At 40.8% G+C, this 24,492-nt stretch carries 25 protein-coding genes; 12 read left to right on the top strand and 13 right to left on the bottom strand.

What is annotated here, in order from left to right:
* Positions 1 to 5 precede the first annotated feature (5 nt).
* The 6 genes from Q0E03_RS01140 to Q0E03_RS01115 all read right to left on the bottom strand — a co-directional run bounded on the left by Q0E03_RS01140 (position 6) and on the right by Q0E03_RS01115 (position 4,794).
* The gene (locus tag Q0E03_RS01140) at positions 6 to 1,085 is read right to left on the bottom strand and encodes a nickel-dependent hydrogenase large subunit (protein ID WP_297128410.1); all 1,080 of its coding nucleotides are present in this window, start codon (positions 1,083 to 1,085) and stop codon (positions 6 to 8) included.
* Positions 1,078 to 1,464 carry an NADH-quinone oxidoreductase subunit C gene (locus tag Q0E03_RS01135; RefSeq protein WP_297128408.1) on the bottom strand — a complete coding sequence of 129 codons (387 nt, stop codon included), beginning with the start codon at positions 1,462 to 1,464 and terminating at the stop codon, positions 1,078 to 1,080. Before Q0E03_RS01135 ends, Q0E03_RS01140 begins: the two co-directional genes overlap by 8 nt.
* Positions 1,457 to 1,921, bottom strand: coding sequence for an NADH-quinone oxidoreductase subunit B family protein (locus Q0E03_RS01130; protein WP_297128405.1), 465 nt, complete (start codon positions 1,919 to 1,921; stop codon positions 1,457 to 1,459). Before Q0E03_RS01130 ends, Q0E03_RS01135 begins: the two co-directional genes overlap by 8 nt.
* Entirely contained in the window at positions 1,922 to 2,815 is an 894-nt protein-coding gene (locus Q0E03_RS01125; protein WP_297128403.1) for a respiratory chain complex I subunit 1 family protein, read from the bottom strand. It abuts the gene before it with no gap.
* A complete protein-coding gene (locus Q0E03_RS01120; protein WP_297128872.1) occupies positions 2,815 to 4,416 on the bottom strand; it encodes an NADH-quinone oxidoreductase subunit L in 1,602 nt (533 codons plus the stop codon). The genes Q0E03_RS01125 and Q0E03_RS01120 overlap by 1 nt, the downstream gene beginning before the upstream one ends.
* 159 nt (positions 4,417 to 4,575) lie before the next feature.
* Positions 4,576 to 4,794 carry a hypothetical protein gene (locus tag Q0E03_RS01115; protein WP_297128400.1) on the bottom strand — a complete coding sequence of 73 codons (219 nt, stop codon included), beginning with the start codon at positions 4,792 to 4,794 and terminating at the stop codon, positions 4,576 to 4,578.
* Positions 4,795 to 5,065: 271 nt separating this feature from the next.
* Between Q0E03_RS01115 and Q0E03_RS01110 the strand changes: the two genes are divergently transcribed.
* From Q0E03_RS01110 to Q0E03_RS01100, 3 genes are all read left to right on the top strand, one after another.
* Positions 5,066 to 6,379 (top strand): polysaccharide deacetylase family protein, encoded by a 1,314-nt coding sequence (locus Q0E03_RS01110; protein ID WP_297128397.1) that lies wholly within the window; start codon positions 5,066 to 5,068, stop codon positions 6,377 to 6,379.
* 299 nt (positions 6,380 to 6,678) lie between these two features.
* Positions 6,679 to 7,158: an RNA polymerase sigma factor gene (locus Q0E03_RS01105; RefSeq protein ID WP_297128394.1), complete on the top strand. Its 480-nt coding sequence runs from the start codon at positions 6,679 to 6,681 to the stop codon at positions 7,156 to 7,158.
* On the top strand, positions 7,148 to 8,155 hold the full coding sequence (locus Q0E03_RS01100; RefSeq protein WP_297128391.1) for a hypothetical protein: 1,008 nt from the start codon (positions 7,148 to 7,150) through the stop codon (positions 8,153 to 8,155). The genes Q0E03_RS01105 and Q0E03_RS01100 overlap by 11 nt, the downstream gene beginning before the upstream one ends.
* A gap of 291 nt (positions 8,156 to 8,446) precedes the next feature.
* Here Q0E03_RS01100 and Q0E03_RS01095 read toward each other — a convergent pair whose 3' ends face one another.
* Together Q0E03_RS01095 and Q0E03_RS01090 are read right to left on the bottom strand one after the other, a co-directional pair.
* Positions 8,447 to 9,466: an ABC transporter substrate-binding protein gene (locus tag Q0E03_RS01095; RefSeq protein ID WP_297128388.1), complete on the bottom strand. Its 1,020-nt coding sequence runs from the start codon at positions 9,464 to 9,466 to the stop codon at positions 8,447 to 8,449.
* 172 nt (positions 9,467 to 9,638) lie between these two features.
* Positions 9,639 to 10,520: a LysR family transcriptional regulator gene (locus tag Q0E03_RS01090; RefSeq protein WP_276973540.1), complete on the bottom strand. Its 882-nt coding sequence runs from the start codon at positions 10,518 to 10,520 to the stop codon at positions 9,639 to 9,641.
* A 199-nt stretch (positions 10,521 to 10,719) separates the two neighbouring features.
* On the opposite strand from Q0E03_RS01090, the gene Q0E03_RS01085 reads away from it, so the two are divergent.
* The 5 genes from Q0E03_RS01085 to Q0E03_RS01065 are packed head-to-tail and all read left to right on the top strand — an operon-like array spanning position 10,720 to position 15,189.
* Positions 10,720 to 12,045: an L-aspartate oxidase gene (locus Q0E03_RS01085; protein ID WP_297128383.1), complete on the top strand. Its 1,326-nt coding sequence runs from the start codon at positions 10,720 to 10,722 to the stop codon at positions 12,043 to 12,045.
* Positions 12,017 to 12,874 carry a carboxylating nicotinate-nucleotide diphosphorylase gene (gene nadC, locus Q0E03_RS01080; RefSeq protein WP_297128380.1) on the top strand — a complete coding sequence of 286 codons (858 nt, stop codon included), beginning with the start codon at positions 12,017 to 12,019 and terminating at the stop codon, positions 12,872 to 12,874. Before Q0E03_RS01085 ends, nadC begins: the two co-directional genes overlap by 29 nt.
* A 38-nt stretch (positions 12,875 to 12,912) precedes the next feature.
* The gene (locus Q0E03_RS01075; protein ID WP_297128377.1) at positions 12,913 to 13,686 is read left to right on the top strand and encodes a 5-deoxy-glucuronate isomerase; all 774 of its coding nucleotides are present in this window, start codon (positions 12,913 to 12,915) and stop codon (positions 13,684 to 13,686) included.
* On the top strand, positions 13,676 to 14,758 hold the full coding sequence (locus tag Q0E03_RS01070) for a phosphonoacetaldehyde reductase (RefSeq protein WP_297128373.1): 1,083 nt from the start codon (positions 13,676 to 13,678) through the stop codon (positions 14,756 to 14,758). The genes Q0E03_RS01075 and Q0E03_RS01070 overlap by 11 nt, the downstream gene beginning before the upstream one ends.
* Positions 14,755 to 15,189 (top strand): hypothetical protein, encoded by a 435-nt coding sequence (locus tag Q0E03_RS01065; RefSeq protein WP_297128370.1) that lies wholly within the window; start codon positions 14,755 to 14,757, stop codon positions 15,187 to 15,189. The genes Q0E03_RS01070 and Q0E03_RS01065 overlap by 4 nt, the downstream gene beginning before the upstream one ends.
* A 35-nt stretch (positions 15,190 to 15,224) precedes the next feature.
* On the opposite strand, the gene Q0E03_RS01060 is transcribed toward Q0E03_RS01065, so the two are convergent.
* Complete coding sequence (locus tag Q0E03_RS01060; protein ID WP_297128367.1) at positions 15,225 to 15,821, bottom strand: DUF5067 domain-containing protein; 597 nt, start codon at positions 15,819 to 15,821, stop codon at positions 15,225 to 15,227.
* Between the two features lie 117 nt (positions 15,822 to 15,938).
* Between Q0E03_RS01060 and Q0E03_RS01055 the strand changes: the two genes are divergently transcribed.
* A complete protein-coding gene (locus Q0E03_RS01055; protein ID WP_297128365.1) occupies positions 15,939 to 16,175 on the top strand; it encodes a helix-turn-helix domain-containing protein in 237 nt (78 codons plus the stop codon).
* Between the two features lie 72 nt (positions 16,176 to 16,247).
* Here the strand turns inward: Q0E03_RS01055 and Q0E03_RS01050 are convergent, their stop codons facing one another.
* Together Q0E03_RS01050 and ilvA are read right to left on the bottom strand one after the other, a co-directional pair.
* Positions 16,248 to 16,619: a RidA family protein gene (locus Q0E03_RS01050; RefSeq protein WP_297128362.1), complete on the bottom strand. Its 372-nt coding sequence runs from the start codon at positions 16,617 to 16,619 to the stop codon at positions 16,248 to 16,250.
* A gap of 21 nt (positions 16,620 to 16,640) precedes the next feature.
* On the bottom strand, positions 16,641 to 17,840 hold the full coding sequence (gene ilvA, locus Q0E03_RS01045) for a threonine ammonia-lyase (RefSeq protein ID WP_297128359.1): 1,200 nt from the start codon (positions 17,838 to 17,840) through the stop codon (positions 16,641 to 16,643).
* Between the two features lie 202 nt (positions 17,841 to 18,042).
* On the opposite strand from ilvA, the gene Q0E03_RS01040 reads away from it, so the two are divergent.
* Complete coding sequence (locus Q0E03_RS01040) at positions 18,043 to 18,951, top strand: PHP domain-containing protein (RefSeq protein ID WP_297128356.1); 909 nt, start codon at positions 18,043 to 18,045, stop codon at positions 18,949 to 18,951.
* A gap of 20 nt (positions 18,952 to 18,971) precedes the next feature.
* Here Q0E03_RS01040 and Q0E03_RS01035 read toward each other — a convergent pair whose 3' ends face one another.
* Positions 18,972 to 20,498 carry a YifB family Mg chelatase-like AAA ATPase gene (locus tag Q0E03_RS01035; protein WP_297128353.1) on the bottom strand — a complete coding sequence of 509 codons (1,527 nt, stop codon included), beginning with the start codon at positions 20,496 to 20,498 and terminating at the stop codon, positions 18,972 to 18,974.
* A gap of 3 nt (positions 20,499 to 20,501) precedes the next feature.
* On the bottom strand, positions 20,502 to 21,506 hold the full coding sequence (locus tag Q0E03_RS01030) for an acyltransferase family protein (protein ID WP_297128350.1): 1,005 nt from the start codon (positions 21,504 to 21,506) through the stop codon (positions 20,502 to 20,504).
* Positions 21,507 to 21,633: 127 nt separating this feature from the next.
* On the opposite strand from Q0E03_RS01030, the gene Q0E03_RS01025 reads away from it, so the two are divergent.
* Complete coding sequence (locus Q0E03_RS01025; protein WP_297128346.1) at positions 21,634 to 23,349, top strand: phospho-sugar mutase; 1,716 nt, start codon at positions 21,634 to 21,636, stop codon at positions 23,347 to 23,349.
* Positions 23,350 to 23,727: 378 nt separating this feature from the next.
* Positions 23,728 to 24,492 (top strand): hypothetical protein, encoded by a 765-nt coding sequence (locus Q0E03_RS01020; RefSeq protein ID WP_078768547.1) that lies wholly within the window; start codon positions 23,728 to 23,730, stop codon positions 24,490 to 24,492.

The following is a 24,492-nucleotide window of genomic DNA, read 5'->3' as shown; positions in this document are numbered from 1 at the left end:
CCTCCTTATCTTTCCGTACAGCTTATGCACGGGTCGATTGTGAGCACTTGAATTGGCACATCGGCAAACTCGCTGCCCGGCAAAATATGAATGAGTGATTGAATGTTTGTAAAGGTAGGAGTACGGATTCTGAATCTTTCAAGGAATTTCGTTCCGTTTGCCTTTGCGTAGTAAATTGCTTCGCCACGAGGCTGTTCAATTCTTACAAATGCTTCGCCGTTTGGGTTGCCCTTTTGTGGATTACATATAGCGCCCTGTGGCATCTTTTGTGCACATTGGCGGATGATTTCGATTGATTGGAAGATTTCACCGATTCTTACAGCGCATCTTGCATAGCCGTCACAGTCGTTTGATGTGATGATGTCAAAATCAATTTTGTCGTATGCTTCGTAGCCTGTCTTTCTCATATCAATTTCAATTCCGCTGGCTCTTGCCATAGCGCCTGCGGCACTCAGTCTGTGTGCGTCCTCTTTTGTGAGAATGCCGACACCCTTGAGCCTTTTTTGAACAGAATAGTCGTTGAGAAAAACATTTGTCATTTTTCTGATGTCTTTTTCCATTCCGTTCAATATGTCAACAAAGCCGTTAATCATACTGCTGTCCATATCTTTGAGTACACCGCCGATTTTGTTGACCGAAAATATAACACGACCGCCTGTCGATTCTTCAAACATATCAAGCACTTTTTCTCTCATTCTCCACGCTTGCATAAACAATGCGTCAAATCCGAATGCGTCGGCAAGAAGTCCGAGCCACAAAAGGTGAGAATGAATACGGCTCATTTCAAACCAAAATGTACGGAGAAATTTTGCTCTTTCAGGCACTTCGGCGTTGAATATTGCTTCGAGTGCTTCGCAGTAGCCGAGTCCGTGACCGAACGAACAAATGCCGCAGGTTCTTTCAACAACATATTGATAGTCGTTGAAATCTCGCTTTTCCGCAAGCTGTTCAAGCCCTCTGTGAACAAAGCCGATTGACGGTATTGCTTCGATAACTTTTTCGTCCTCCAACACAAGGTCAATGTGTATAGGTTCGGGCAAAACAGGGTGTTGAGGGCCGAAAGGAACAATTGATTGCTTACTCATCCTTTTTGTCCTCCTTTTTTATAACCGTGATTTGCTTTTTGAACGGTGTTTCTTCTTTTATTCTGTAAAACTTGTTGTGGTAGTCGATGTTCATACCGACAACCTTGACACCCCAAAGCTCTTTGATTTCGTTTTCATAGAGGGTTGCGGCAGGGAAGATGTCCGAAAAACTTTTGATTTCCTCGTCTATCGGCAAGTCAATCTTGTAGTTTTCCATAAGATAGTCCTTGTTGACGGAGTAGATAACTTCGTTGTAGCCCTCAAAGGCTGTTGAACAAATCTGTGAAAGACGGTAGCCGTCCTCATATTTCTTTTGCATAATGTCGTAAAGTTCATCTTTGGTGACCTTTGTGATTGCAAAATTATTGTAGTTATTCACCTTTGAGTGCCTCCTTTGCTTGTTTTCTTTTTTCGCTGAGCTTTTCACTCTTTTCTTTGAGCAAGTCAAGTGATTTCACAACGCCGTCAATGATGGATTGCGGTCTTGCCGCACAGCCGGGAACATAAATGTCAACAGGAATAGCCTTGTCAACACCGCCCAAAACATTGTAGCAGTCCTTGAAAACTCCGCCGTTGCAGGCACAAATTCCGATTGCGCACACAACCTTTGGTTCTGTCATTTGTTCGTATATCTGCTTAACAACGCTTTCGTTTTGTGAGTTGATTGAGCCTGTGATAAGCAAAATATCTGCATGCTTCGGATTTCCTGTGTTGATAATACCAAAGCGTTCTATGTCATATAATGGAGTTAGGCACGCAAGAACCTCGATGTCACATCCGTTGCACGAGCTTCCGTCATAGTGCATAATCCACGGTGATTTTGTTATATCTGCCATTTATATTACCCCCTTGCCCTTGAGAACTTCAATTACAATGAGATTGAGAGCGCCCAAAACTGCGGTGACAACCCATGTGTTGTCAAGCATTTGTTTCCACTTGAATCTTGCGTTTGTGTTGTCAACAAGGATTTCAAACAAATAGCAAACAGAAATGCAAACTATTGCAAGCAAAACGCTCCACCAATTTGAATTGAGGAAGAACAATGATAAAAGTCCCAAAAGAAAGATGTTTTCATACCAGTGCGAAATTTCAACAATCGCAAACATCTGACCGTTGAATTCGGTTGTGATACCTTTTACCATTTCCTGATGTGCGTGGTGAGAGGTTGAAATGTCGAACGGGTGCTTTCTCAATTTGATTGTGAGAATGAATACAAATCCAAGGAAGATTCCCGGCAAAAGCACTATTGCAGGCAGACTGTCGTGGGTTGCAATTGCAGAAACTCTGAAACTGCCCGAAACAATATAAAATCCGATTGCCGCAATAAGCACCATAGGCTCATATGCAAGCATCTGCACAAGTTCTCTGCTTGCACCCATAAACGCATACGGCGAGTGACCGCTTGATGCAGCGATTACAAGGAAAATGTTTGCGGTTGTGAGTGTAAAGAGAACAAGCATAATGTCGTAGCCTGCGAAGAAAAACAAGCCTGTTATGATGATGAAAAACAGGAATGTAAGCAAGTACAACATTTGAACTCGGTTGATGATCTTTGTTTGCTTTTTCAAAAGCTTTGCCACATCGTAAAGCGGCTGAAGAATGGGCGGACCTTGTCTGCCTTGCATTCTTGCGGTGATTTTTCTGTCAACGCCGGCAAGCAACGCACCCAAAAACGGAGCGAGCACAAAATACAGCACGGCGCTGATTATTGATAAAATGAGGTCTTTCATCAGTAAGCACCTCCCGAAACTATTGCGGCAACGGTAAATGCCACAATTAAGAAAATTGATGTATAAACGCTTGGCTTGTACATATGGCTTTCACCAAAGATGTCCTCCATATACCAGTTGGTCAAGAATTCCTTTTTTTCCTCGCCGAAGGAGTCAACAAAGCCGACTTGGTCAGGAGTGCCCACACCGTTGAAATATCTTTCTGCCTTAGGGAACGGTCTGTTCTTTGCAATAAGGAAGTAGTTTGCAATCGGAATTACAAAGATAAATATAACCATAAGGATTGTGAGCACGATATTTTCATATGAAATAACTGCGTAATCGTTGTGGAATACTTTTGCGGTGTATGGTTTAACAACATATTTTGAGATAAGAGGGAATACAAATACAATGAGAATCATAAGTCCGCCGTGGGTGAAAAGAGATGCCCATTGATTGATGGAAATTGTGTTTTTGCGCCTTTTGTCTGATGGATTTGACGAAAGAACGGTTGCAAGCCATTTTGACCAATAAAACAGTGTTGTTGCCGAGCCGAAGCAAATGCAGAGCACAAGAATGGTGGAAACAATGATTTCAAGAGTGTTGCCGCTTGCAAGACCTGTGTCAACAAATGCCTTGAGTGCTGCCCATTTTGAAACAAGCATTCCAAACGGAGCAAGGAACATACCTGCAATTCCCACAACAAGTGTCCAAGTGAGGTATGGGTATCTTCTTACCAAGCCGTGCATGGTTTCTATATCTCTTGAACCTGTTTGGTGTTCGATTGAACCGACTGTTTGGAACAAGAGTGATTTTGAAACGGCGTGGAAAATTACAAGGAAGATTGCCGCCCAAACGGTTTCCTCTGTTCCGATACCTGCACAAGCTGTGATGAGTCCGAGGTTGGAAAGCGTTGAATATGCCAAAACCTTTTTGCCGTCATATGCCGTGATTGCGAGCATAGACATAGCAAGGAAAGTAAGACCTCCGACAAGACCGACCATATATCCGCTGAATTCTCCGCTCATTGCCGGAGCCATTCTGATTAAAAGATAAACGCCTGCCTTGACCATTGTTGCACTGTGCAAAAGTGCCGATGACGGTGTAGGTGCAACCATAGCGCCAAGCAACCATTTTGAAAACGGAAGCTGTGCACTCTTTGTAAGAGCGCCGAATGAAAGGCAAATTATAGGCAATACTATTAGTGATTTGTTTTGCTCAAGTATACCTTGCAAACTTGTAACGGAATGATTAACACCGAGCATAACGATGCCAACCGCCATTCCGAGACCGCCAAGGAGATTCATCCACAAAGCTTTGAAACAATTTGTGATTGCCTCCGCACTTCTTGTGTAGCCGATGAGGAGGAATGAGCAAACACTTGTAACTTCCCAGAAGAAATAGAGCCAAATGAGGTTGTTAGAGAGCACAAGACCAAACATTGCACCGATGAACACATACATAATTGCAAAGAAAAAGCCTCGTCTGTCTTTAACTTCGTTGCCATGGTGGTGATGATAGTCATCCATATATCCGCAGGCATAAATTGTGATAAATGTGCCGACAACAGCAATTATCAAAATCATAATTATTGTGAGCTGGTCGCAATAAAAATTAGAAATTTGGTTTTTTTGTTTTACGCCCGAAAATTCATATCAAAATTCAAGCGCTGTTTGTGCTATTGACAAAACTGCCGCATAGTATTTTTTGTACTTAATTGACAGCACGGTGATTAACACAACCAAGAATACTTCACCTGCAACCATCAGATAATCGATAATCTAAACAAACGGTAGTTTGCCTATGAGAATATCCTCGTTGAATGTAATATATCCGCCGCCATTTGTGTAATATATTACTGTAAACATGAGAGCAGTAAATATAATCAGACCTGCCGATGTGTAGGTTATGATTTTTCTTGTCTTGTTGTCTTTCACAATTCCGTGCAACAATGCACTGATGAACGGAAAGCCGACAAGGAATGCAATCATAATTTCCATTTAGTAGCCCCTTTTTCTTATGAGAGTTTATCAAAATTCTCGTTTGTTTAATTTAATTAATTTAATAGGTATAAATATATATCGCATAATCGCATAAATAATAGCACAGCTTTTGTACAAAATTAATGATAAATCTTTAACAATGTTTATAAATTTTAACTATATTTACCATACCAAAATTTACTGATAGATAATTGGTGTTTTCTATTGAATAAAAAAATTGTTTGTTGTATAATAATTTCAAATACAAACAAAGAATTCGGAGGAAATTATGTCAAGAAAAATCAGATTGACAGGATTGTTTATTATGGCAGTTATTTTGCTTGCCGGATTGATTGCAATTTGCGGTGTTTCATCGCAAAATATCGGACCTGTCAAATCGCCCGTTGTTGTCGGCACATCGGATAATTCGATAAAGCTTTCGTGGAAAAGAGTCGGCTCGTCTGACGGATATTTTGTTTATCTGAAAGACGGCGAAAAGTTCAAAAAAGTAAAGACTGTAAAAGACCCGCAAAAGCTTGATTGCACAGTCAAAAATCTTGGCGATTCCACTGCATATACTTTTGTTGTAAAAGCCTATAAGCAGAATAACAAAAAGCTTGTTGAAAGCGAAAAATTCACGGAAATTTCTGCTTGTACAAATCCAAAACAGCAGGTTGCAGAGGTTGAGGCTGTTCAGGCAAATGCTCTCAAAATCAGCTGGCAGGCAAATCCAAAATGCGGCGGATACGAAATTCAATATGCAAAGTCAAAAGATTTCAGCGACAAGCAAAGCATCAATGTCAAGGATGTTAATTCCGACTCAACTGATGTTATGGAACTTGCAGTCGGTGATGAATACAATGTCAGAGTTCGCTCTTATGTTTATTTCAACGAGCAAAAAATCAACGGCAAGTGGAGCGAAATCAAAAATGCCAAGGTGCTTGATGCAGCAGGAATTGCCGCTGTTGATGCCACAAAGCCTATGATCGCCGTAACCTTTGATGACGGACCGGGCTATAATGGAGCTTCGGACAAAATCCTTGATGTCATCGAAAAATATCACATCAAGGCAACATTCTTTATGCTCGGCTCAAATGCTTCAAATCTTACAAAGAATGTAAAGCGCAAGGTGGCTCTCGGTTGTCAAATCGCCAACCACACCTACAATCACGAGCATTACGGCAAAAATGTCACTCCAAATGATATTATCAAGGCGTCCGATGCTATCGAAAAGGCTTGCGGAGTTCGTCCTACTGCGTTCCGTTCTCCGGGCGGAATAACAACGGAGCTTATTCGCAACACCTGTAAGCAGGAAAAAATGCCGCTTTATTATTGGTCGCTCGACACTCAGGATTGGAAGAGCAGAAATGCCGATAAGGTTTACAATGCGGTAATCAAGAATGTATCGGACGGTGATATAATTCTCATGCACGAAATCTACGGCTCAACCGCAGATGCGTTTGAACGAATGGTTCCTGTTCTTCTCAAAAAGGGTTATCAGTTTGTAACCTGTGATGAACTTGTTGCCGCCAAATCGGGCAAAAAGCCTGAACCGGGCACACAGTATGTAGACGGCAAAACAATAAATAATAAAACATCGTAAATTTGATAAAGCTTCCGAAACACGCCAAGATATAATCAACCGAATTATGCCTCTCTTGTAAAGAGAGGTGGCAACACGAAGTGTTGACGGAGAGATTGTAAAAGCACCGTAAGTATTGAACTTGCGGTGCTTTTGGCGTTTTTCGTTTTTTGCTCAGTCGAGGTATCTATATACATCTTCCTTCGTAAGAAAACGAAATTCAAAAGTTTTCTCAATATTTACCTAATTTACAGAAATATTTTTATGTGACCGTTTTGTCCTCGCAATCGTTTTGATAGTAGAGAAAGGAGATGATGACAGTGATAAATTTTGATGAACTGTATCAAAAATACGGGGAAATGCTTTATAAAATAGCCTTTTTGTATTTTGGCAATTCGCACGATGCCGAAGATGCCTTGCAGGAGGTTTTTGTCAAAGCGTTGCAAAAACTCCCCAACGGTACAGATGAGCATCAAAAAGCGTGGCTCATTCGTGTAACGCAAAATCAGTGCAAGGATATGCTTAAAAGAAGCGAAAACAAAAATTGTTGCATTGATGATGTTGTGCTTGCAGGTGAGTGCGAAAACATCAATAACGAAAGCAGAATTGATATTTTGCAAAAGATAGTCAAACTTTCGCCAAAATATAAAACTGCTGTCATCCTTTATTATTATTACGATTATTCCGTGTCGCAAATTGCCGATACATTAAAAGTTTCACAGTCGAGTGTAAAAATGCGATTGAAGCGTGGACGGGATATTCTAAAATTAGAATTGGAGGGTTACGAAAATGAAATATGATGAATTTAAAAGTTCGATAGATTTTGTAAAACCCGATGCCCATTTGCAAACAAGGCTAAAAGCAAAGGTTGAGGGTGCTCAAAACAAAACAAAAAAGTCAAAAAAGCCTGTGATTTTGGGCTTGGTATCGGTTATGGCATTGGCAGTCGTTGTGACAGGTTTGGGAGCAAATGACCTAATCGGTACAGACAAGGTGCTCACATCTGAACATTCGGTTTCTGCACCAACACAATCAGATTCAGCAACATGCAAGGTCGCACCGGGTTTTGTCAATATCGTGTATGCTAATGATGAAAAAACTAATGCAATGGATGTCGGTGATATAAGCGTGGATTCACCGCCGTATTGTCAAATCGGCGCATGGAGCATTAAAAACAAATCCGAGGCTGAAATAAATGATATGAGAGAGCAAATTTATGAGGATTTCAGGCTTGTTAAAGGCTTTGTTGGTGAAAACGAAGTTTATTTTAGTACGCTTTGCACTATTGAAAGAATGGATAACGCTCTTGTTTATTCTGCCTATTGTGGTGCGTTTGATTTTGATTTGAGCGAGGACGATTACGCCAATGTAAAAGAAATTCGTGTTACAAATTCAAATCAAAAATACGGTGAAATGGAAATTGTTGCCGAAGATTCATTGTTTGATGAAAATTTGAAGCGAAAATGCGGTAATGTTCAAGCCGATGAAGCGGAAAATACCTATATTAAAAATCGCAACACGAAGTACGCATTTCTGTCGGGTGACAGGTTTCGCAGATGTATGAAACTTGAAAAGAACAATGATGCAAGATTCAGAATTAATTGGAAAATGAGTGATGCATTTTACGAACTTTTCGATGAAAATCCCGATGTTGACCTTACAAAAATAAAAGACACCCTCACGTTCGAAGTTGTCTTTAATGATGATTCGGTGTCAAAAAGCGTTATTGATATTTCGTTTGATAAAAACGGAAATATGAAAACAAAACCCGCTTCGTTCCAATATATTCATAACTAAAAGATGACACCACTTCGCTGTGAAGTGGTGTCAGACTGTCGATAAAGCTCCTGAAACACGCCAAAACATAATCAACCGAATTATGCCTCCCCTAATTGTTAGGGGAGGTGGCAACACGAAGTGTTGACGGTGGGGTTTAAAAAATGCTGTAAGTATTGAACTTACAGCATTTTTGGCGTTTTTCGTTTTTTGCTCAGTCGAGGTATTTATATACATCTTCCTTCGCAAGAAAACGAAATTCAGAACCTTTCTCGACAGTCTACAGCATATCAAAATACATTTTCGCAGTGCTTATTCTTCTTCTGCTGCTTCCAAAATTTGGTATGTGCCGTCCTTTTCAATTTTGTCAAGAACGCCGTATTTCTTTGCCATTTCAGGAATATACATTGATGTGAGTTTTTGCGGTGACTGAATATTCATTGTTGCAGGGTCTTTGCCGTTTTCGAGAATATCGTATGCCATCAAGCCTGCTTGGTAGCCGATTTCGTAATAGTCGATTGAATATGTAGCCACAGCGTTGTACTTGAGGCAAGCCAATGCTTCGGCACCGATAATCGGTGTGTTTGCAGTTTGGCAAACTTCGTCAACAATTGCACCGTTTGATGCAACAATATTGTCGGTTGGAATGTAAAGAACATCCGATGATGCTGCAGCCTTTTGTGCAACTGATTGAATATCGTTTGAGTCGGTGAATGTGTATGATGTAACATCAAGACCCATTTTGCTCATAATGCTTGTCATTTCGTCTGCTTGAAGTTTTGAATTAGCCTCTGCCGAGCAGTAGAGAATACCAACCTTTTTAGCCTCCGGGAACAATGTTGCAAGCTGTTCTGCTTGTTTGTCAAGTGGTGCAAGGTCCGTAGTTCCTGTTACATTGATGCCTGTTGCTCCGTCAGCCGGCATATCAATGTCAAGTGCTGTGCCAAAGTGTGTAACAGCGGTTGCAACAATCGGTGTTTGTGATGCTGCGGTTGCTGTTGTGCAAGCCTGAAGTGCTGGTGTTGCAACAGCCATAATGAGGTCGTAGTTTGATGAAACAAACTTGTTTGCGATTGTTGTGCAGTTTGCTGTGTCGCCTGATGCGTTTTGAACATCAACTTCAACTTTGTCGCCTAACTTTTCCTTGAGTGCAGCTTGGAAGCCCTCTGTTGCTTTGTTGAGTGCTTCGTGCTGAACAAGCTGACAAACGCCAACTTTGTACATTTTGTTGCCGTCATTGTTGTCGCCCTGTGTACTGCATCCCGCAAACGCTCCACCTATCATAAGCACAGAGAGTGCCACGCAGGCTGCTCTTTTGATTATCTTTTTCATTTTAATACCCCTTTAAAATTTTTTATTACAACAACAGTGTATCACCAAAATAATTTATGTTCAAGTGTTTGAACATAAAAGATTTTTATCGTATGTAGAAATTAAATTCAACTATAATAATAAAAAGCGTAAGATAGCAGGAGTTGTCTTACGCTTTTAATGGTTTTGATAGTTATAATATTGAACAGATGTAGTCCATAACAGTTTGCATTGCCGGGGTAATCCACTTGCTTTTGTGATAGAGCATCTGAATCCAAATTTCATCGCTGATGGTGTCAACTTCAAACTGCTTAATCTTGCCTTTGGCAACATATTCGTCAGTAATGAAGTCGGGGAGATACGAGATTCCCATATTTTTTTCAACCAAATGGCAAATAAGTTCGGTATCGCCGATTTCCAAAAACGGATTGATTTCCATAGATTCTTTTGCAAGATAATCGTCGAGCCTTTGGCGATAACTCATACCTTTTTCGGTGAGTATGAACGGCTGTTCAAGCACATCTTCGATGGTGATTTTGTCCTTTTTAAACAGCGGATTTTCATTGCCCATAATGAAGTGAGTTTTCACCTTGTGCTCTTTTACAATCGTGTAGTTGCTGTCGTAAATATGCTTGTCGAGCGTGAAAATAAGGTCAACATCATTTTGGTTCGCAAGGCGGAACATTTCCTCCGTGCTTGCAGGAAAAATCTTGAGCGAAATGTTTGGATATGTATTGTGAAAATGGTCAAAATTATCCCAAAACAGCCAGTGACAAAGCGAGTCGCACATCGCAATTCTAACCTTGCCGTTGATGTCTTTTTTGCTGCTTGCCGTGTTTTCAATATCCTCAACGGTTGCAAGCAATTTTTGTGCAAGCTGAAGTATCTGCTCACCCTTTGGCGTAAGCTTTACCGTGTGGTTTACACGCTCAAAAAGGAGCACTCCGTATGCGTGTTCAAGCTGCTTGATTTGTGCCGAAACCGCCGACTGCGTGTAGCCGAGCTTCTTCGCCGCTTTTGTAAAACTGTTTTGGTCCGCAACCTGTATAAAGGTTTCAAAATTTTTAATGTCCATAGTAAAAATATGTTCCTCTCAAATAACACAATTACTTTCTTCATTATAAATGATTTTTATTAAATTTTCAAGTTTTATTATTTTTCTTTATATTGTAACAATTTCTGACGCTGTTCTATTGACATTTTACTAATAACGATATATATTAAAATAAGTATAGTTAAAAATACAAAAAATTTTATTATAGGATTTTAAGAGTATGAAAAAGGATAATTTTATTAAAACCGATACAGTAATTGTCGGTTCCGGCGTTGCCGGACTTTTTGCCGCACTTTGCCTGCCGAAAGAACAGGATGTTTTGGTAATCACCAAGGAAAATCTTGACGACTGCGATTCGTTTTTGGCACAAGGCGGAGTGTGCGTTCTTAAAGACATAAACGACTTTGATTGCTATTTTGAGGACACAATGAAAGCCGGACATTATGAGAATAATCCGGAGTCCGTTCGTGTTATGATTGAATCGTCACAGGATGTCATCGGCACACTCATTGATTTGGGCGTAAAGTTTGACACAGATGGTGACGGTGAATACGACTATACCCGTGAGGGTGCACACCGTCGCAACCGTATTCTTCACCATAAGGACGAAACAGGCAAGGAGATTACTGCAACACTTCTCGATATTGCCAAGACAAAGCCGAACATCACCTTTGTCACCCGCACAACGATGATTGACCTTATCGAAAAGGACAATGTGTGCTATGGCATCGTTTGCTATGATGAATACGGCGAAAAGGGTGCAATCCTTGCAGACAATGTTATTCTTGCAACAGGCGGTATTGGCGGTCTTTTCAAGAATTCAACAAATTATCCGCATATTACAGGCGACTCTTTTGCTCTTGCTCTCAAGCACGGCATTGAACTTCAAAATATGAACTACATTCAAATTCACCCAACCACTCTTTACAGCAAAAAAAAGGGCAGACGCTTCCTTATCAGTGAGAGTGTAAGAGGTGAGGGCGCTGTGTTGCTCAATGAAAACGGCGAGCGTTTTACAGATGAACTTCAACCGAGAGATGTTGTTACAAACGCTATTGTTGAGGAAATGAAAAAGTTTGGCACAGACCATGTGTATCTCAATCTTCCTACTATGACAAGCGAAGAAGCAAAGAAAAGATTTCCGAACATTTTTGAGGCTTGTATGGAAGAGGGCTACGATATGACAAAGGACAATGTTCCCGTAACCCCTGCACAGCACTATATGATGGGCGGTGTCAAGACCGACACAAATGGCGTAACTTCTATGAAAAACCTTTATGCCGTAGGCGAAACCGCTTGCAACGGCGTTCACGGCAAAAACCGTCTTGCATCAAATTCACTTCTTGAAAGCCTTGTTTTTGCAAAGCGTGCAGCCGATACAATCGCAAACGACACTTCGGTTAAACCGAGTGATGTTCCTGAGGTTGACCTTGAAAAGTACACCTCAAAGGAAGAAATACAAAAAGAATTCAAGCATATTATTATGGACGATATAAAAAGAAAGGACCCGGATTTCTATGCTAAATGGTGTAACGATGAGGATTAATGTTGATGATTATATTATCAACACATTAAAGGAGGACATCACCTCCGAGGATGTAAGCACAAATGCTGTTATGCCTGAGGACAAGCAGGGCAGAGCAGACCTTATTTGCAAGCAGGACGGCATAGTTTGCGGTCTTGATGTTTTTGAACGCACATTCAAAATTCTTGATGACACAAGCCGTTTTGAGGCTAATTTTAAGGATGGCGATTTTGTTAAAAAAGGCGATTTAATCGGTGTGATTTACGGCGATGTAAAGGCTATTTTGTCGGGTGAAAGAACTGCGCTTAACTATCTTCAGCGTATGAGCGGTATCGCAACTATGACAAGAGAATATGTAAACGAGCTTGACGGCTACAAGACTGTTTTGCTTGATACAAGAAAAACCACACCTAATATGCGTCCTTTCGAGAAACACGCTGTTAAGGTAGGCGGTGCAACAAATCACAGATATAATCTTTCTGACGGTGTTCTTCTCAAGGATAACCACATCGGCGCAGCAGGTTCTGTTACAAAAGCTATCGAAATGGCAAAGGCTTATGCTCCGTTTGTAAGAAAAATCGAGATAGAAACCGAAACTCTTGAGCAGGTCAAAGAAGCTCTTGATGCAGGTGCGGACATCATTATGCTTGATAATATGGACAATGACACTATGCGCAAGGCAGTTGAGATGATTGACGGCAAGGCTCAAACAGAGTGCAGCGGAAATGTAACAAAGGAGCGACTTAAAGAAATTGCGGAAATCGGCATTGATTTTGTTTCTTGCGGTGCGCTTACTCACTCTGCAATGATTATGGATGTCAGCCTTAAAAACTTGAAAACTATTGATTAATCTATAAATATTCAAACATAACTAAAAGGGGTGTTGTTATGCTTTACAAACCACAGTTTGACGAATCGGGAAGAAAATATCTTTGCCGAATGAACGGCGAAAACAGCGATATGCTGATGGATATTTATGTAAAGAAATTAGCCGAGGGCGAAGTTTTGACCATTGAGGAGGAAAGCAACGAGTGTGCAATTCTTCTTCTCAAAGGTGCTGTCAATTTTGCTGTCGGTGATAGTATAAATGAGGATTGCGAACGCTTAAATCCGTTCCAAAGAACACCGTATGCCGTTCACTTTTCACACGGCACAAAGGCTGTTGTAACAGCTCAAAAAGAGAGCGAAGTTATTGTTCAGATGACCGATAACGACAGAACTTGGGCACCTGTTTTTTACAATCCCGACAATTGCCTGTATCAGGAATTCGGCAAGGGACAGTGGGGCGGCACAGGTCACAGAATCGTGTCCACAATGTTCGACCTCGACAATGCACCGTATTCAAATATGGTTATGGGCGAAGTGTTCAATCAGCCGGGAAAGTGGTCGTCATATCCGCCTCATCATCACCCACAACCTGAGGTTTATTATTATCAATTCGACCACGAAGAGGGGTTTGGTGCAGGCTTTGAGGGCGACACTCCGTATAAAACAGAAAACGGCTCTTGCCTTTGCATCCGTGGAGGCAATGTTCATCAGCAGGTGACAGCGCCGGGCTTTGAGATGTACTATGTTTGGATGATTCGTCACCTTGACGGTGACCCGTGGGATAAAACAAGGATTTATGTTCCGGAATATGAGTGGTTAGCAAATGCAGAATAAAGGTATCATTCTTGAAAACTATCGGCAGATTAAGGAAATTTTTGAGCAAAACAATGTCAAAAAGCCTTTTGTTTGCTGTGGAAAGAGTTTTCAGCAAACAGAAATTTTTGAATATTTAAAGCAGTTTGATATTGTTGTTTTTGACAATATCAGACCGAATCCGAGATTTGAGGATATGGTTGACGCTGCCGAGGTTTTCAATGCCGAGGGTTGCGATTTCATCATCGGCGCAGGCGGTGGTTCACCGATTGACAGTGCCAAAATGATTAGACTTATGACAACAAACGATGTGTCAAAGTGCTTGAGCGAACCTATGGAAAACAACGATATAAAGTCGCTGTATATTCCGACAACTGCAGGCACGGGTGCAGAGGCAACAAAGTCGTCTGTGTTCTACATCAATGAGGTTGATAAGATAAGCGTTGCAAATCTTGATTTTTTACCTGATTATGTAATTCTTGATTCAAGCCTTTTGTCAACGCTTCCGCTTTATCAACGCAAGTGCACAAGCCTTGACGCCCTTTGTCATTCTATCGAGAGTTATTGGTCTGTAAAGGCGAATGATGAAAGCCGTGAATATGCCAAAAAGGGAATACTTGGCTTTGTGGCGAATAAGGACGGCTATATCAATAATACGCCTGACGGCAACGAGGGTATGCTTTGGGCTTCTTATTATGCAGGCAAGGCTATCAACATCACGGGCACAACTTCGGCTCACGCAATGTGCTACTGCATAACAATGAACTGTGGCACTTCTCACGGTCATTCCGTGGCTTCGGGCTTGTCGGTTATTTGGGAATATATGCTCAATAACAGAGGCAAGGAAGCATACGCAGGTGCGTATGACAGATTTGACGAAATCGGCGTTCTTTTAGGCGGTAAAGATGCAAGAGAGGGACTCGAAATTTTCAACGGAATTCTAAAGGATTTTGAACTTCCTTATCCAAAAACGGATGAAAAGAATATCCCGATTTTCACATCAAAAGTTGATGTAACCCGTCTTGGCAACAATCCTGTCAAATTCACATCCGAAGATGTTTCGAATATTTACAAAGAGGTATTTTCAAGATGATGAAAAAATCTTTGTGTATATTGCTTGCGGTTCTTGCATTGGCGTCTGTTTTTTCTGCGTGCTCAAAGACGGAGCAACCGCAAAAAGAGCAACCGTCAACAACCGAGACTCAGGAACAGTTTTATGATGCAAAGGGAAATGCCTATTCATCAAAGTTTGATGTTCTGTTTTATGATGAGCAGGGCACGGCGTATAAGCTTGAAATGACCGAAGATTATCTGCCTGATTATGTCAACCAAACAACAGGTGAAAAACTGAACGGCTTTCAATGCTATGTGACCGAACAGGGCAATTTCTATTTTGACAAGGATAATAAGCTGTCGCTGAAAAAGGACAGTATGTCAATATATTACGACAGCAGTAAAAATGTTTACTACGACATTTCAACCGTTTCTTGGGAAAAAGATGGCACAATGAAACATAATAATTAAGACCTGTGAAGCTTTTGCTTCATAGGTCTTAGATTTTATAATTTAATTACGGTTTTAATCATATCATCGCTGAATGAGAATATCTCTTGGATTTCCACTTCGATTTCGGAATCTTTGTTGCGTAGCAAATATGCTTTCTTTACTTCTTTTGTAATTCCGGGTTTTAAATCAACTGTGTCAAGAAGTTTTGATTCTTCATCGTCACTTAGAATTGCACTTTCAAGCTCAATTCCGTCTTGATAAAGTTTGTCATTAAGTGCACCGTCAAAGCTCATTGGACTATCTGAATTGTTTGTGAATTCATATGTGATGAGTACGGCATCTTTGCCTTCCCAATCTTTTGTAACTTTTGCACCTTTAACAACGCATTTGAAATCTCCCAATGTATTGTCATCGCTTTTTTCTTTTTCGGCGTTTACAGATGATGCTGTTGTGTTTTCACTTGATGTTTTGTTTGAACTGTCATCTGAGCCTGAACCTGAAGCAGCGATAGCAATTACGACAATAATTGCAAATATTACACCAAAAATGATTAGTTTTTTCTTCTTCTTTTTCTTTTTTTCCTCATTCAGTGCAGAGTTTACTGCCTGTTGTACCTCAGGATTGTTTTGTTGAAAATCGTTGTTTGCCATTAGCAAATCCCCTCCTTTTATTTTATAAGCATATATTAACACATAAGTGCACATAATGTCAACATATGTATTCATAAATAATTAAATATTATCATAAAATCATTATGAGGTGATTTTATGTTTGTACCTACACTTGATGCCGAAATTGTTGGTAAGGTTATACAAGAATTTAGAAAAAAGAAAGGGATTTCACAAGAGGTTTTAAGCGGTCTTGCCGATATAGGAAGAACACATTTGTCTGCGATTGAACGAGGCGAAAGAAAACCTACTCTTGAAACTCTTTACAGAATTGCAACTGCACTTGATATTAATATGAGTGATATTGTAATAGAAATTGAGAAAAGAATAAACTAAATACAATATAAATAGAAAACCGTCCTAAGCATTTAAACTTAGGACGGCTATTTAGGTTAATAACATTTCATATTATAATTCAGCAATAAGCTCAACTTCGCAAAGAACGCCCTTTGGCAAATCCTTTACTGCCACACAGCTTCTTGCCGGCTTTGAGGTGAAATAATTGCCGTAAATCTCGTTGAAAGCACCGAAGTCGTTGATGTCTGCAAGGAAGCAAACAGTCTTTACAACTTTGCTCATATCTGTGCCTGCCGCTTCAACAACAGCTTTGAGATTTTCGCAAACCTGAGTTGTCTGCTCCTCAATTGTCTTTGCCTCAACTGTGTTGGTTGCAGGGTTGATTGCGATTTGACCCGAAGTGAAAAGCAAGCCATTTGCCTTTACTGCCTGTGAATAAGGTCCGATTGCGTTTGGTGCATTGTTTGTTGCAACATATTCCATAATTTTTATCTCCTTTGTTTGTTATTCCAATACTTTAAATCCTGCGTCTGTAAGTGCCTTTTTAACAGAAACAATGTGCTCAAAGTTCCTTGTTTCAACGCCGATTTTAAGATAGCAGTCCGTAATGTTCATATCAAGGTCGGTTGAGTCGTAGTTAACGGAAACAACATTTGCACCTTGCTCGGCTACAATCTGGCTTACACCTGAAAGCTGACCCGGTTTGTCAGACAAAGCAATAACAATGTCTGCGGTTCTTCCGCCCATTTTCAGACCACGCTCAATAACTCTTGAAAGGATTGTAACGTCAATGTTGCCGCCCGATACAACGCAAACAACATTTTTGCCGTCCACATCAGGAATTTTGCCGTTCATAACAGCGGCAACAGGCACAGCGCCCGCACCCTCTGCAATAAGCTTTTGTTGCTCCAAAAGTGTGAGGATTGCAAGTGCGATTTCGTCATCTGTCACAGTAACAATTCCGTCAACGTATTGGTTGCAAATGTCATATGTCAAAGAACCCGGAGTTTTAACCGCAATACCGTCCGCAATGGTGTTTACGTAATCAAGGGTTTCAATTTCGCCGTCGGCAATAGAATGTTCCATAGACGGAGCACCGGCAGCCTGAACACCGTATACCTTGCAGTTAGGCTTCAACTGCTTGATTGTGTAGGCAATACCGCTGATAAGTCCGCCACCGCCGATTGGCACAACAACCACATCCGCACTTGGAAGCTGATTGAGAATTTCAAGTCCGATTGTGCCTTGACCTGCGATTACATCAGGGTCGTTGAACGGATGAATAAAGGTGAGTCCTTTCTCGTCTTTGAGTTCAATAGCCTTGTTGTATGCATCATCATAAACACCTTTTACAAGGCAAACTTCTGCGCCGTATCTTTTGGTTGCTTCCACCTTGCTGATAGGAGCGCCGTCAGGCAAGCAGATGATTGACTTTATGCCGTTCTTTGTGGCAGCAAGTGCAACGCCCTGTGCGTGGTTACCCGCAGAGCAAGCGATAACGCCCTTTTGCTTTTCTTCTTCTGTTAATTGACTGATTTTGAAGTATGAGCCTCTGATTTTGAACGAACCTGTTACTTGTAGGTTTTCTGTTTTGAGATAAACATTGCAACCTTGTTTTAGATTCGGTGCCGCAATTAAATCTGTTTCTCTGATGATTTCTTTGAGAATTGTTGAGGCTTTGTACACTCTGTCTAATGATAACATATGATTTTCCTCTTATTCGTGGTTATAGTAATAGTTATATTATAAACCTTTTATTCTCCTTGTCAAGAAAGTTGAGTGCAAAACATAGCCAAAATATGGCATAATTTCTTGACTTTGTTTTGTGGATAATATAAAATCGTTTTGTGTAAAGTTTGTTTTTTCTGTAAAACTACTAAGGAATTTTATTATTTGCGGTGATATTTTGAAGATTGATTTGCATATGCATTCAACTTTTTCCGACGGCACATTTACCGTGCCTCAAATTGTTGATTTTGCAAAGAAAAATGATTTTGAGTATATAGCTGTAACCGACCACAACAATTTTCAAAGTGTCGGTGTTTTAAAAGAAATGGCTGATGAATTGCCACGCAAAATTGCAGGCATTGAACTGTCAACAAAGCATAACGGCAAAAAGCTCCATTTGCTCGGATATTTCAATGTGAACAGCGATTTCAACAGCGAAAAATTTGCTCCGTTGAGGGCACTTCTTGACAGGGAAGCGGAGTCAAAGGCTGTTCAGGTTAGGCAGATGATTGATAATCTTTCTGTTGATTATGATGTGAATTATGATGAGTTTTTGTCAATGCTCAACGGTGACGGCTTTATCAACCGTGTTCATATTGCAAGGTATCTGACGGATAAAGGCATCACAGAGTCCGTGAGCAATGCGTTCAAAACCATAATCAACACCAAGTCAAAGTATTTTGTCAAGCGTAGGGAAATGACTTTTGAGGAGGGTTTGTATGCTGTTGTGGGGTGTGGCGGATTGCCGAGTATTGCCCATTTTGTTGAATATGGATTTACTGATGAAGAAATAGATGAGATTGCAACAATCACGGCAAAAGCAACCGATACGGTGGGTGTTGAATTGTGGCATTACAAGCAAAATGCCGACTTCCGCCGGCAGATAATTGACAGATGCAAAAAATATGACAATCTTAATATTATCTTCACGGCAGGCTCCGATTTTCACGGCGCAAACAAGGTGCAGAATATCGGTGAAATTTCACCCGATGAATTGACCGCCGTGGAACAACGATTTTTCGATGACCAAATCAAACGCACACTTGAAGTGTTTAAAAACAGAAATATAATAAAGGACAGAGATTGATTTCTCCGTCCTTTTGTTGTTTATAATCCCCAATATTTTCTGTCGAGTGCTCTGTATTGCAATGCCTCGGCGATATGCTGAACTTCAATGTTTTCGCTGTCGTCAAGGTCGGCTATCGTTCTTGCCACTCTCAAAATTTTGTCGTATGCTCTGCCCGACATTCCGAGTTTTTCAAAACTGTTTTTCATCATTGCATTTGCCTGCGGTGACATGGTGCAATATTTTTGAGTTGCAGACGGCGTCATCTTTGCGTTGCAACTGATTTCCGTGCCCTCAAATCTCTTTTGCTGAATGGCTCTTGCCTTGTCAACACGCTTTTTGATTTCTGCCGAACTTTCGGCTTTTTCCTTGCTTGAAATGGTTTCGTATTCAACGTTTTGCACTTCAATGTGGATATCCATTCTGTCAAGGAGCGGCCCTGAAATCTTGTTTTGATATTTTCTCTTTGCTCCGTCTGTGCATTTGCACGGCGTTGTCGGATGACCGAGATAACCGCAAGGGCAAGGGTTCATAGCGGCAACAACCATCAGGTTTGCGGGATAACTTACAGAACCTCCTGCACGGCTGATTGTAACCCTTGAATCTTCAAGCGGTTGCCTGAGCGATTCCTTTGTTCGTCTGTCGAATTCGGGAAACTCGTCCATAAACAGTACGCCGTTGTGTGCAAGCGACAATTCGCCCGGTCTGAGGTTTGTTCCGCCGCCCGTCAAGCCTTGTGCAGAGATTGTGTGGTGAGGACTCCTGAATGGTCGCTTTGATATTAATTTTACATCTTCGGGCAACAATCCCGCAACGGAATAAATTGCCGTTGTTTCGATTTTTTCGTCAAATGTCATATCGGGCAAAATCGAGCCGATTCTCTTTGCAAGCATTGATTTTCCCGTGCCCGGAGGACCAATCATAATCAAGTTGTGTGAGCCTGCCGCAGCAATTTCGATAGCTCTTTTTGCGGCTTCCTGACCTCTGACATCGGCAAAATCAAGTTGTTCCGTGAGCGTGTCCTCCTCGCTTATATCGTGCGAAACAGGTTCAATCAGCTTGCCGAAATCAAGGTGAGAAACAATTTCTTTTATGCTCCTTGCGGGAAAAATGTCAATGCCGTTTACAACACTTGCCTCAAACGAGTTTTGGTATGGCACAAATATTCCGCTCAGCCCTTTTTCTTTTGCACGCAAAACCATTGGCAAAACGCCGTTCGCCTTGCGAATTTCACCGTCAAGCGACAACTCACCGATAAATGCAAAATCATCTAAGTTTGCCTTGATTTGACCGCTTGCCTTTGATATTGAAACGAGTATCGGCAGGTCGTATACGGCACCCGCTTTTTTGATGTCGGCAGGGGCAATGTTAACCGTTATTCTTGAAACAGGGAAGTCAAAACCGCAGTTTTTGATTGACGCTCTCACACGCTCACGGCTTTCTTTAACCGCCGTGTCGGGCAAGCCGACAAGGTCAAATCTAGGCATGCCCGAACTGAGGTCAGCTTCAACCTCAACATCGTAGCTTTCTATTCCCAAAAGTCCTTCACTTTTTACTTTAGCAAACATAGCTTATCCTTTCAGTTTTCCTTTGCGTGAAAACAGCTTTTGCGATACTTGATTGAACAGCGGATTGCCACAGAAATACGCTGTCAGTATTGCAACAGGGATGATTAGATATGCCCAGCTGTTTGGAAAAACGGATTTGAATATATCTTGGATATTGAGTACATATAATAATATATATATAATGACATAATGGAACATATATATTCCGAGTGTTCGTCCTCCATATTTTGTGAAAGCCGAAATATTTTTTCTCGGAAGCAGGCTTATCAGCAGGAATATCGCCGCAAATCCTATTGCGTAGCACATAATTCTGTACAGCCATCCGAGAGGTTCAAATCGTCCCAATTCCGAATAAAAATGCCTTGCCGTGTTGAGCTGGCTGAGCGTTCTTGCCTCTTTCGGATATGAAAAAATGAGTATGTACATCGTCACAAAAAACACGACGGCGATGATTTTCAAATAGATTTTGTTTGTTGCTTTTTCGATTTTTTCGCTGTCAAGGCAATAGCCGAGGTAGAAAAACGGATAGAATATGAGGGTTCGCATCCAAGTGAAGAAGTCGGGATCTTCTGCTTGTACAAATCCGCACATAACGCCTATAAACAATGACAATATAAATATGTGTTGCGGTTTATAATCTTTCAACAGCATTGTAATCATGAACATAATGAACATCGACATCAAGTACCACGGCAATCCGCCAGGATTGAACAGTTCGAATTTTGATTCCCAGCCAAGTGCCGAGGTCGTCAAAAAGAGTGTAACCGCTGTTGCAAAAAAGCAAGTTAAGTACGGCAATATTTTTTTGATGTCTTTTTCATTCACGGCTCTTTTTGAAAACAATCCTGTCACAAAAATAAAAGCCGGCATATGGAAAGAGTATATCAGCACATATATTCTCTGCAAAATCTCGTTGTTATCTCTCAGCTGTTGTGCAAAATGCCCTATTACAACCAATATGATAAGTAGGAATTTCAGGTTGTCCCACAATGCAATTCTCTTTTTCATTTCATCACCTGCAAATAAATTGTTAATAAATATTATACATTATATTTGAAATATTGACAATACAAAATAATAAGTTTAAAATAAACTTGAATTTTCAAATAAACATTAATTGATTAAGGAGTTTCTTATGGACATTAACGCTTTATATAACGAGTGGTTGCAAAAGGCAACAGGCGACCCTGACCTTACGGCAGAACTTGAAAGCATAAAGGGCAATGACGATGAGATTTTGGATAGATTCTATCGTTCACTCGAATTTGGTACTGCCGGACTTCGTGGTGTAATCGGAGCAGGCACAAACAGAATGAATATTTACACAGTCGGCAGAGCAACACAGGGACTTGCGGATTTTCTCAACGCACACTACGAGTCACCGTCCGTTGCAATCGGCTACGACAGCAGAATTAAATCAGAATATTTCAGCAAAGAGGCTGCAAGCATTTTGGCTGCAAACGGCATCAAGGTTTATATTTATGACGAGCTTGAGCCGACTCCTTGCCTTTCGTTCGCAATCCGCCACTTCCACACATCAAGCGGTATCATTCTCACCGCTTCGCACAACCCTGCAAAGTATAACGGCTATAAGTGCTATAATCCAAAGGGCTATCAAATGACCGATGAAGAAGCGTCGGAAACATACGAGTTCATTCAAAAGGTGGATTACTTTACAGGCATCAAAAAGGTTGATTTTGATAAGGCTGTTGCCGATGGCACAATCGAGTTTATCGGCAAGGATGTAATCGAATTGTTCCTTGACGAGGTTCAAAAGCAATGCATCAATCCCGATATTGTAAAGAACGCCGATTTAAAGGTTATTTACACTCCGCTTAACGGCACGGGCAACAAGCCGGTTCGTGAAATTCTCGACAGAATCGGTGTTAAGAATGTTTATGTTGTTCCCGAGCAGGAAAATCCTGACGGCAACTTCCCGACTTGTCCGTTCCCAAATCCGGAAATCAAGCAGGTGTTTGAACTTGGACTTGAAATGAACAAGACTATCAAGGCAGATTTGCTTCTTGCAACCGACCCTGACTGCGACAGAGTGGGCATTGCCGTTCCCGATGATAAGGGCGAGCCTGTTCTTTTGAGCGGTAACGAAGTTGGCGCAATGCTCCTCAATTACATTCTTTCGGAGCGTAAGGCAAAGGGCACGTTGCCTGATTCTGCGATTGCCGTAAAATCTTTTGTTTCAACCGACCTTGCAGAGGTTATTGCTAAGAAGTATAATTGCACATTTAAGAATCTTCTAACAGGATTTAAGTATATAGGCGAGCTTATCACAAATCTTGAGGCAGAGGGCAGAGCAAGCGACTTCGTTATGGGCTTTGAAGAAAGCTACGGCTACCTTGCAGGCACTCATGCAAGAGATAAGGACGCAGTTGTTGCTTCAATGCTTATTTGCGAAATGGCAGCTTATTACAAAACAAAGAATATGAACCTTGTTGATGTTATGAATTCTCTTTATGACGAGTTCGGCTACTATGCAAATGTTGTTGAGTCATACACCTTTGAGGGTGCGGCAGGTATGGACAAAATGGCGTCTATTATGAACACTCTCCGCATAAATTCACCAAAGGAAATTGCAGGTATGGCAGTTACAGCCGTATCTGATTACGAAAGTTCAACCGTCACTTATGCAGACGGTTCTCCGTCAAAGACTATTGATTTGCCAAAATCAAATGTTATTGCGTTTGACCTTACCGATGGCAATAAGGTTATTGTCAGACCGTCAGGCACAGAACCGAAAATCAAGGCATACATCACTGCAATCGGCACAGATAAAAACAGTGCTCACACTCTTGCAGACGCTTTGGTTGAGGCAGCCGGCAAATTTATGGAATAAGAGGAAAAACTATGAACAGAGCTTGGGTAAAAATAACAGCCATTGTATTGGCAGTACTTATGGGACTTAGCGGTCTTACTGCCGGTGTGTTTGCGTTTATAAATTAGTGAAGTTTAATCGGATAATCTTGTTGTTATCCGATTATTTTTTGTCGATATTGAGTTTGATATTTATTTGTCAAGTTATAATTTCAAAGTATAATATTAGAACGGCACAAAAAGTTGTGCCATATTTTGTGATAAATGTATAAATTTGATTTAGTTTACATTTATTTAATATATTTTGTTGCTAAAAATTGTGACTTATGCTATAATTTCAATGTATATTAGGCATTCGTATGTTAATTTTTAACAACGACGGAATTAAGGAGGAATTGTTTTGAAAGAAGCAAAATCAATGGCATTTGTCAACGCGTACGGTGTTCTCGCAACATTAGAGAATCTTTGCGATATGGTTGATGAAGCAAAAGCAGTTTGCCGAGGACTCAAAAAGCCTGTTTCATTATGCTTTGATGTTACGGACGGTCCTTGTGTAACTTATCATTTTACACAAGATGGATGCAAAATGACAGAGGGTGACTATGGTTGCACTTGCAAGATGAAATTTGCATCTCCTGAAAAGTTTAATGCTCTTATTGATGACAGCAAGCCGGGTATTCCTGCAAAGAATATTGCACAGGTTTTGTCATTTCTTATGGGTCCTTTCACAAAGCTTACAAATATTTTGACAAAGTATCTTATGCCAAGTGAAGAAGATTTGAAGGATAAGGATTTCTTCAGAAAGTCAACTATCCTCACAATGTACACAATCGGCGGCGCTATTTGTGCATTGGGCAACACAGATTCAATCAGCAAGCTTTCTGCTTCATACATTCCTGACGGCGACATTCAGATGGGCATCACAGACGCTTGCTATGTAACAATCAGAGCAAGAGATCATCATCTTGAACTCATTAAGGAAAAGCCTGACACTCCGAGAGCGGTAATGGAGTTTAAGACTGTAGAACTTGCAAATGCACTCTTCAACGGCACTGCATCAACAATGGCAGAGCTTTGTGCAGGCAATATCTATATGTGCGGTATGATTAATATGATTGACAATATCAACAGAATTCTTGACAGAGTTGCTGTATATTTGGGCTAA

Origin of the sequence: uncultured Eubacterium sp. (assembly GCF_934525195.1) — a bacterium.
Taxonomy (GTDB): domain Bacteria; phylum Bacillota; class Clostridia; order Oscillospirales; family Acutalibacteraceae; genus Eubacterium_R.
This window is presented reverse-complemented; position numbering and strand designations above follow the sequence as displayed.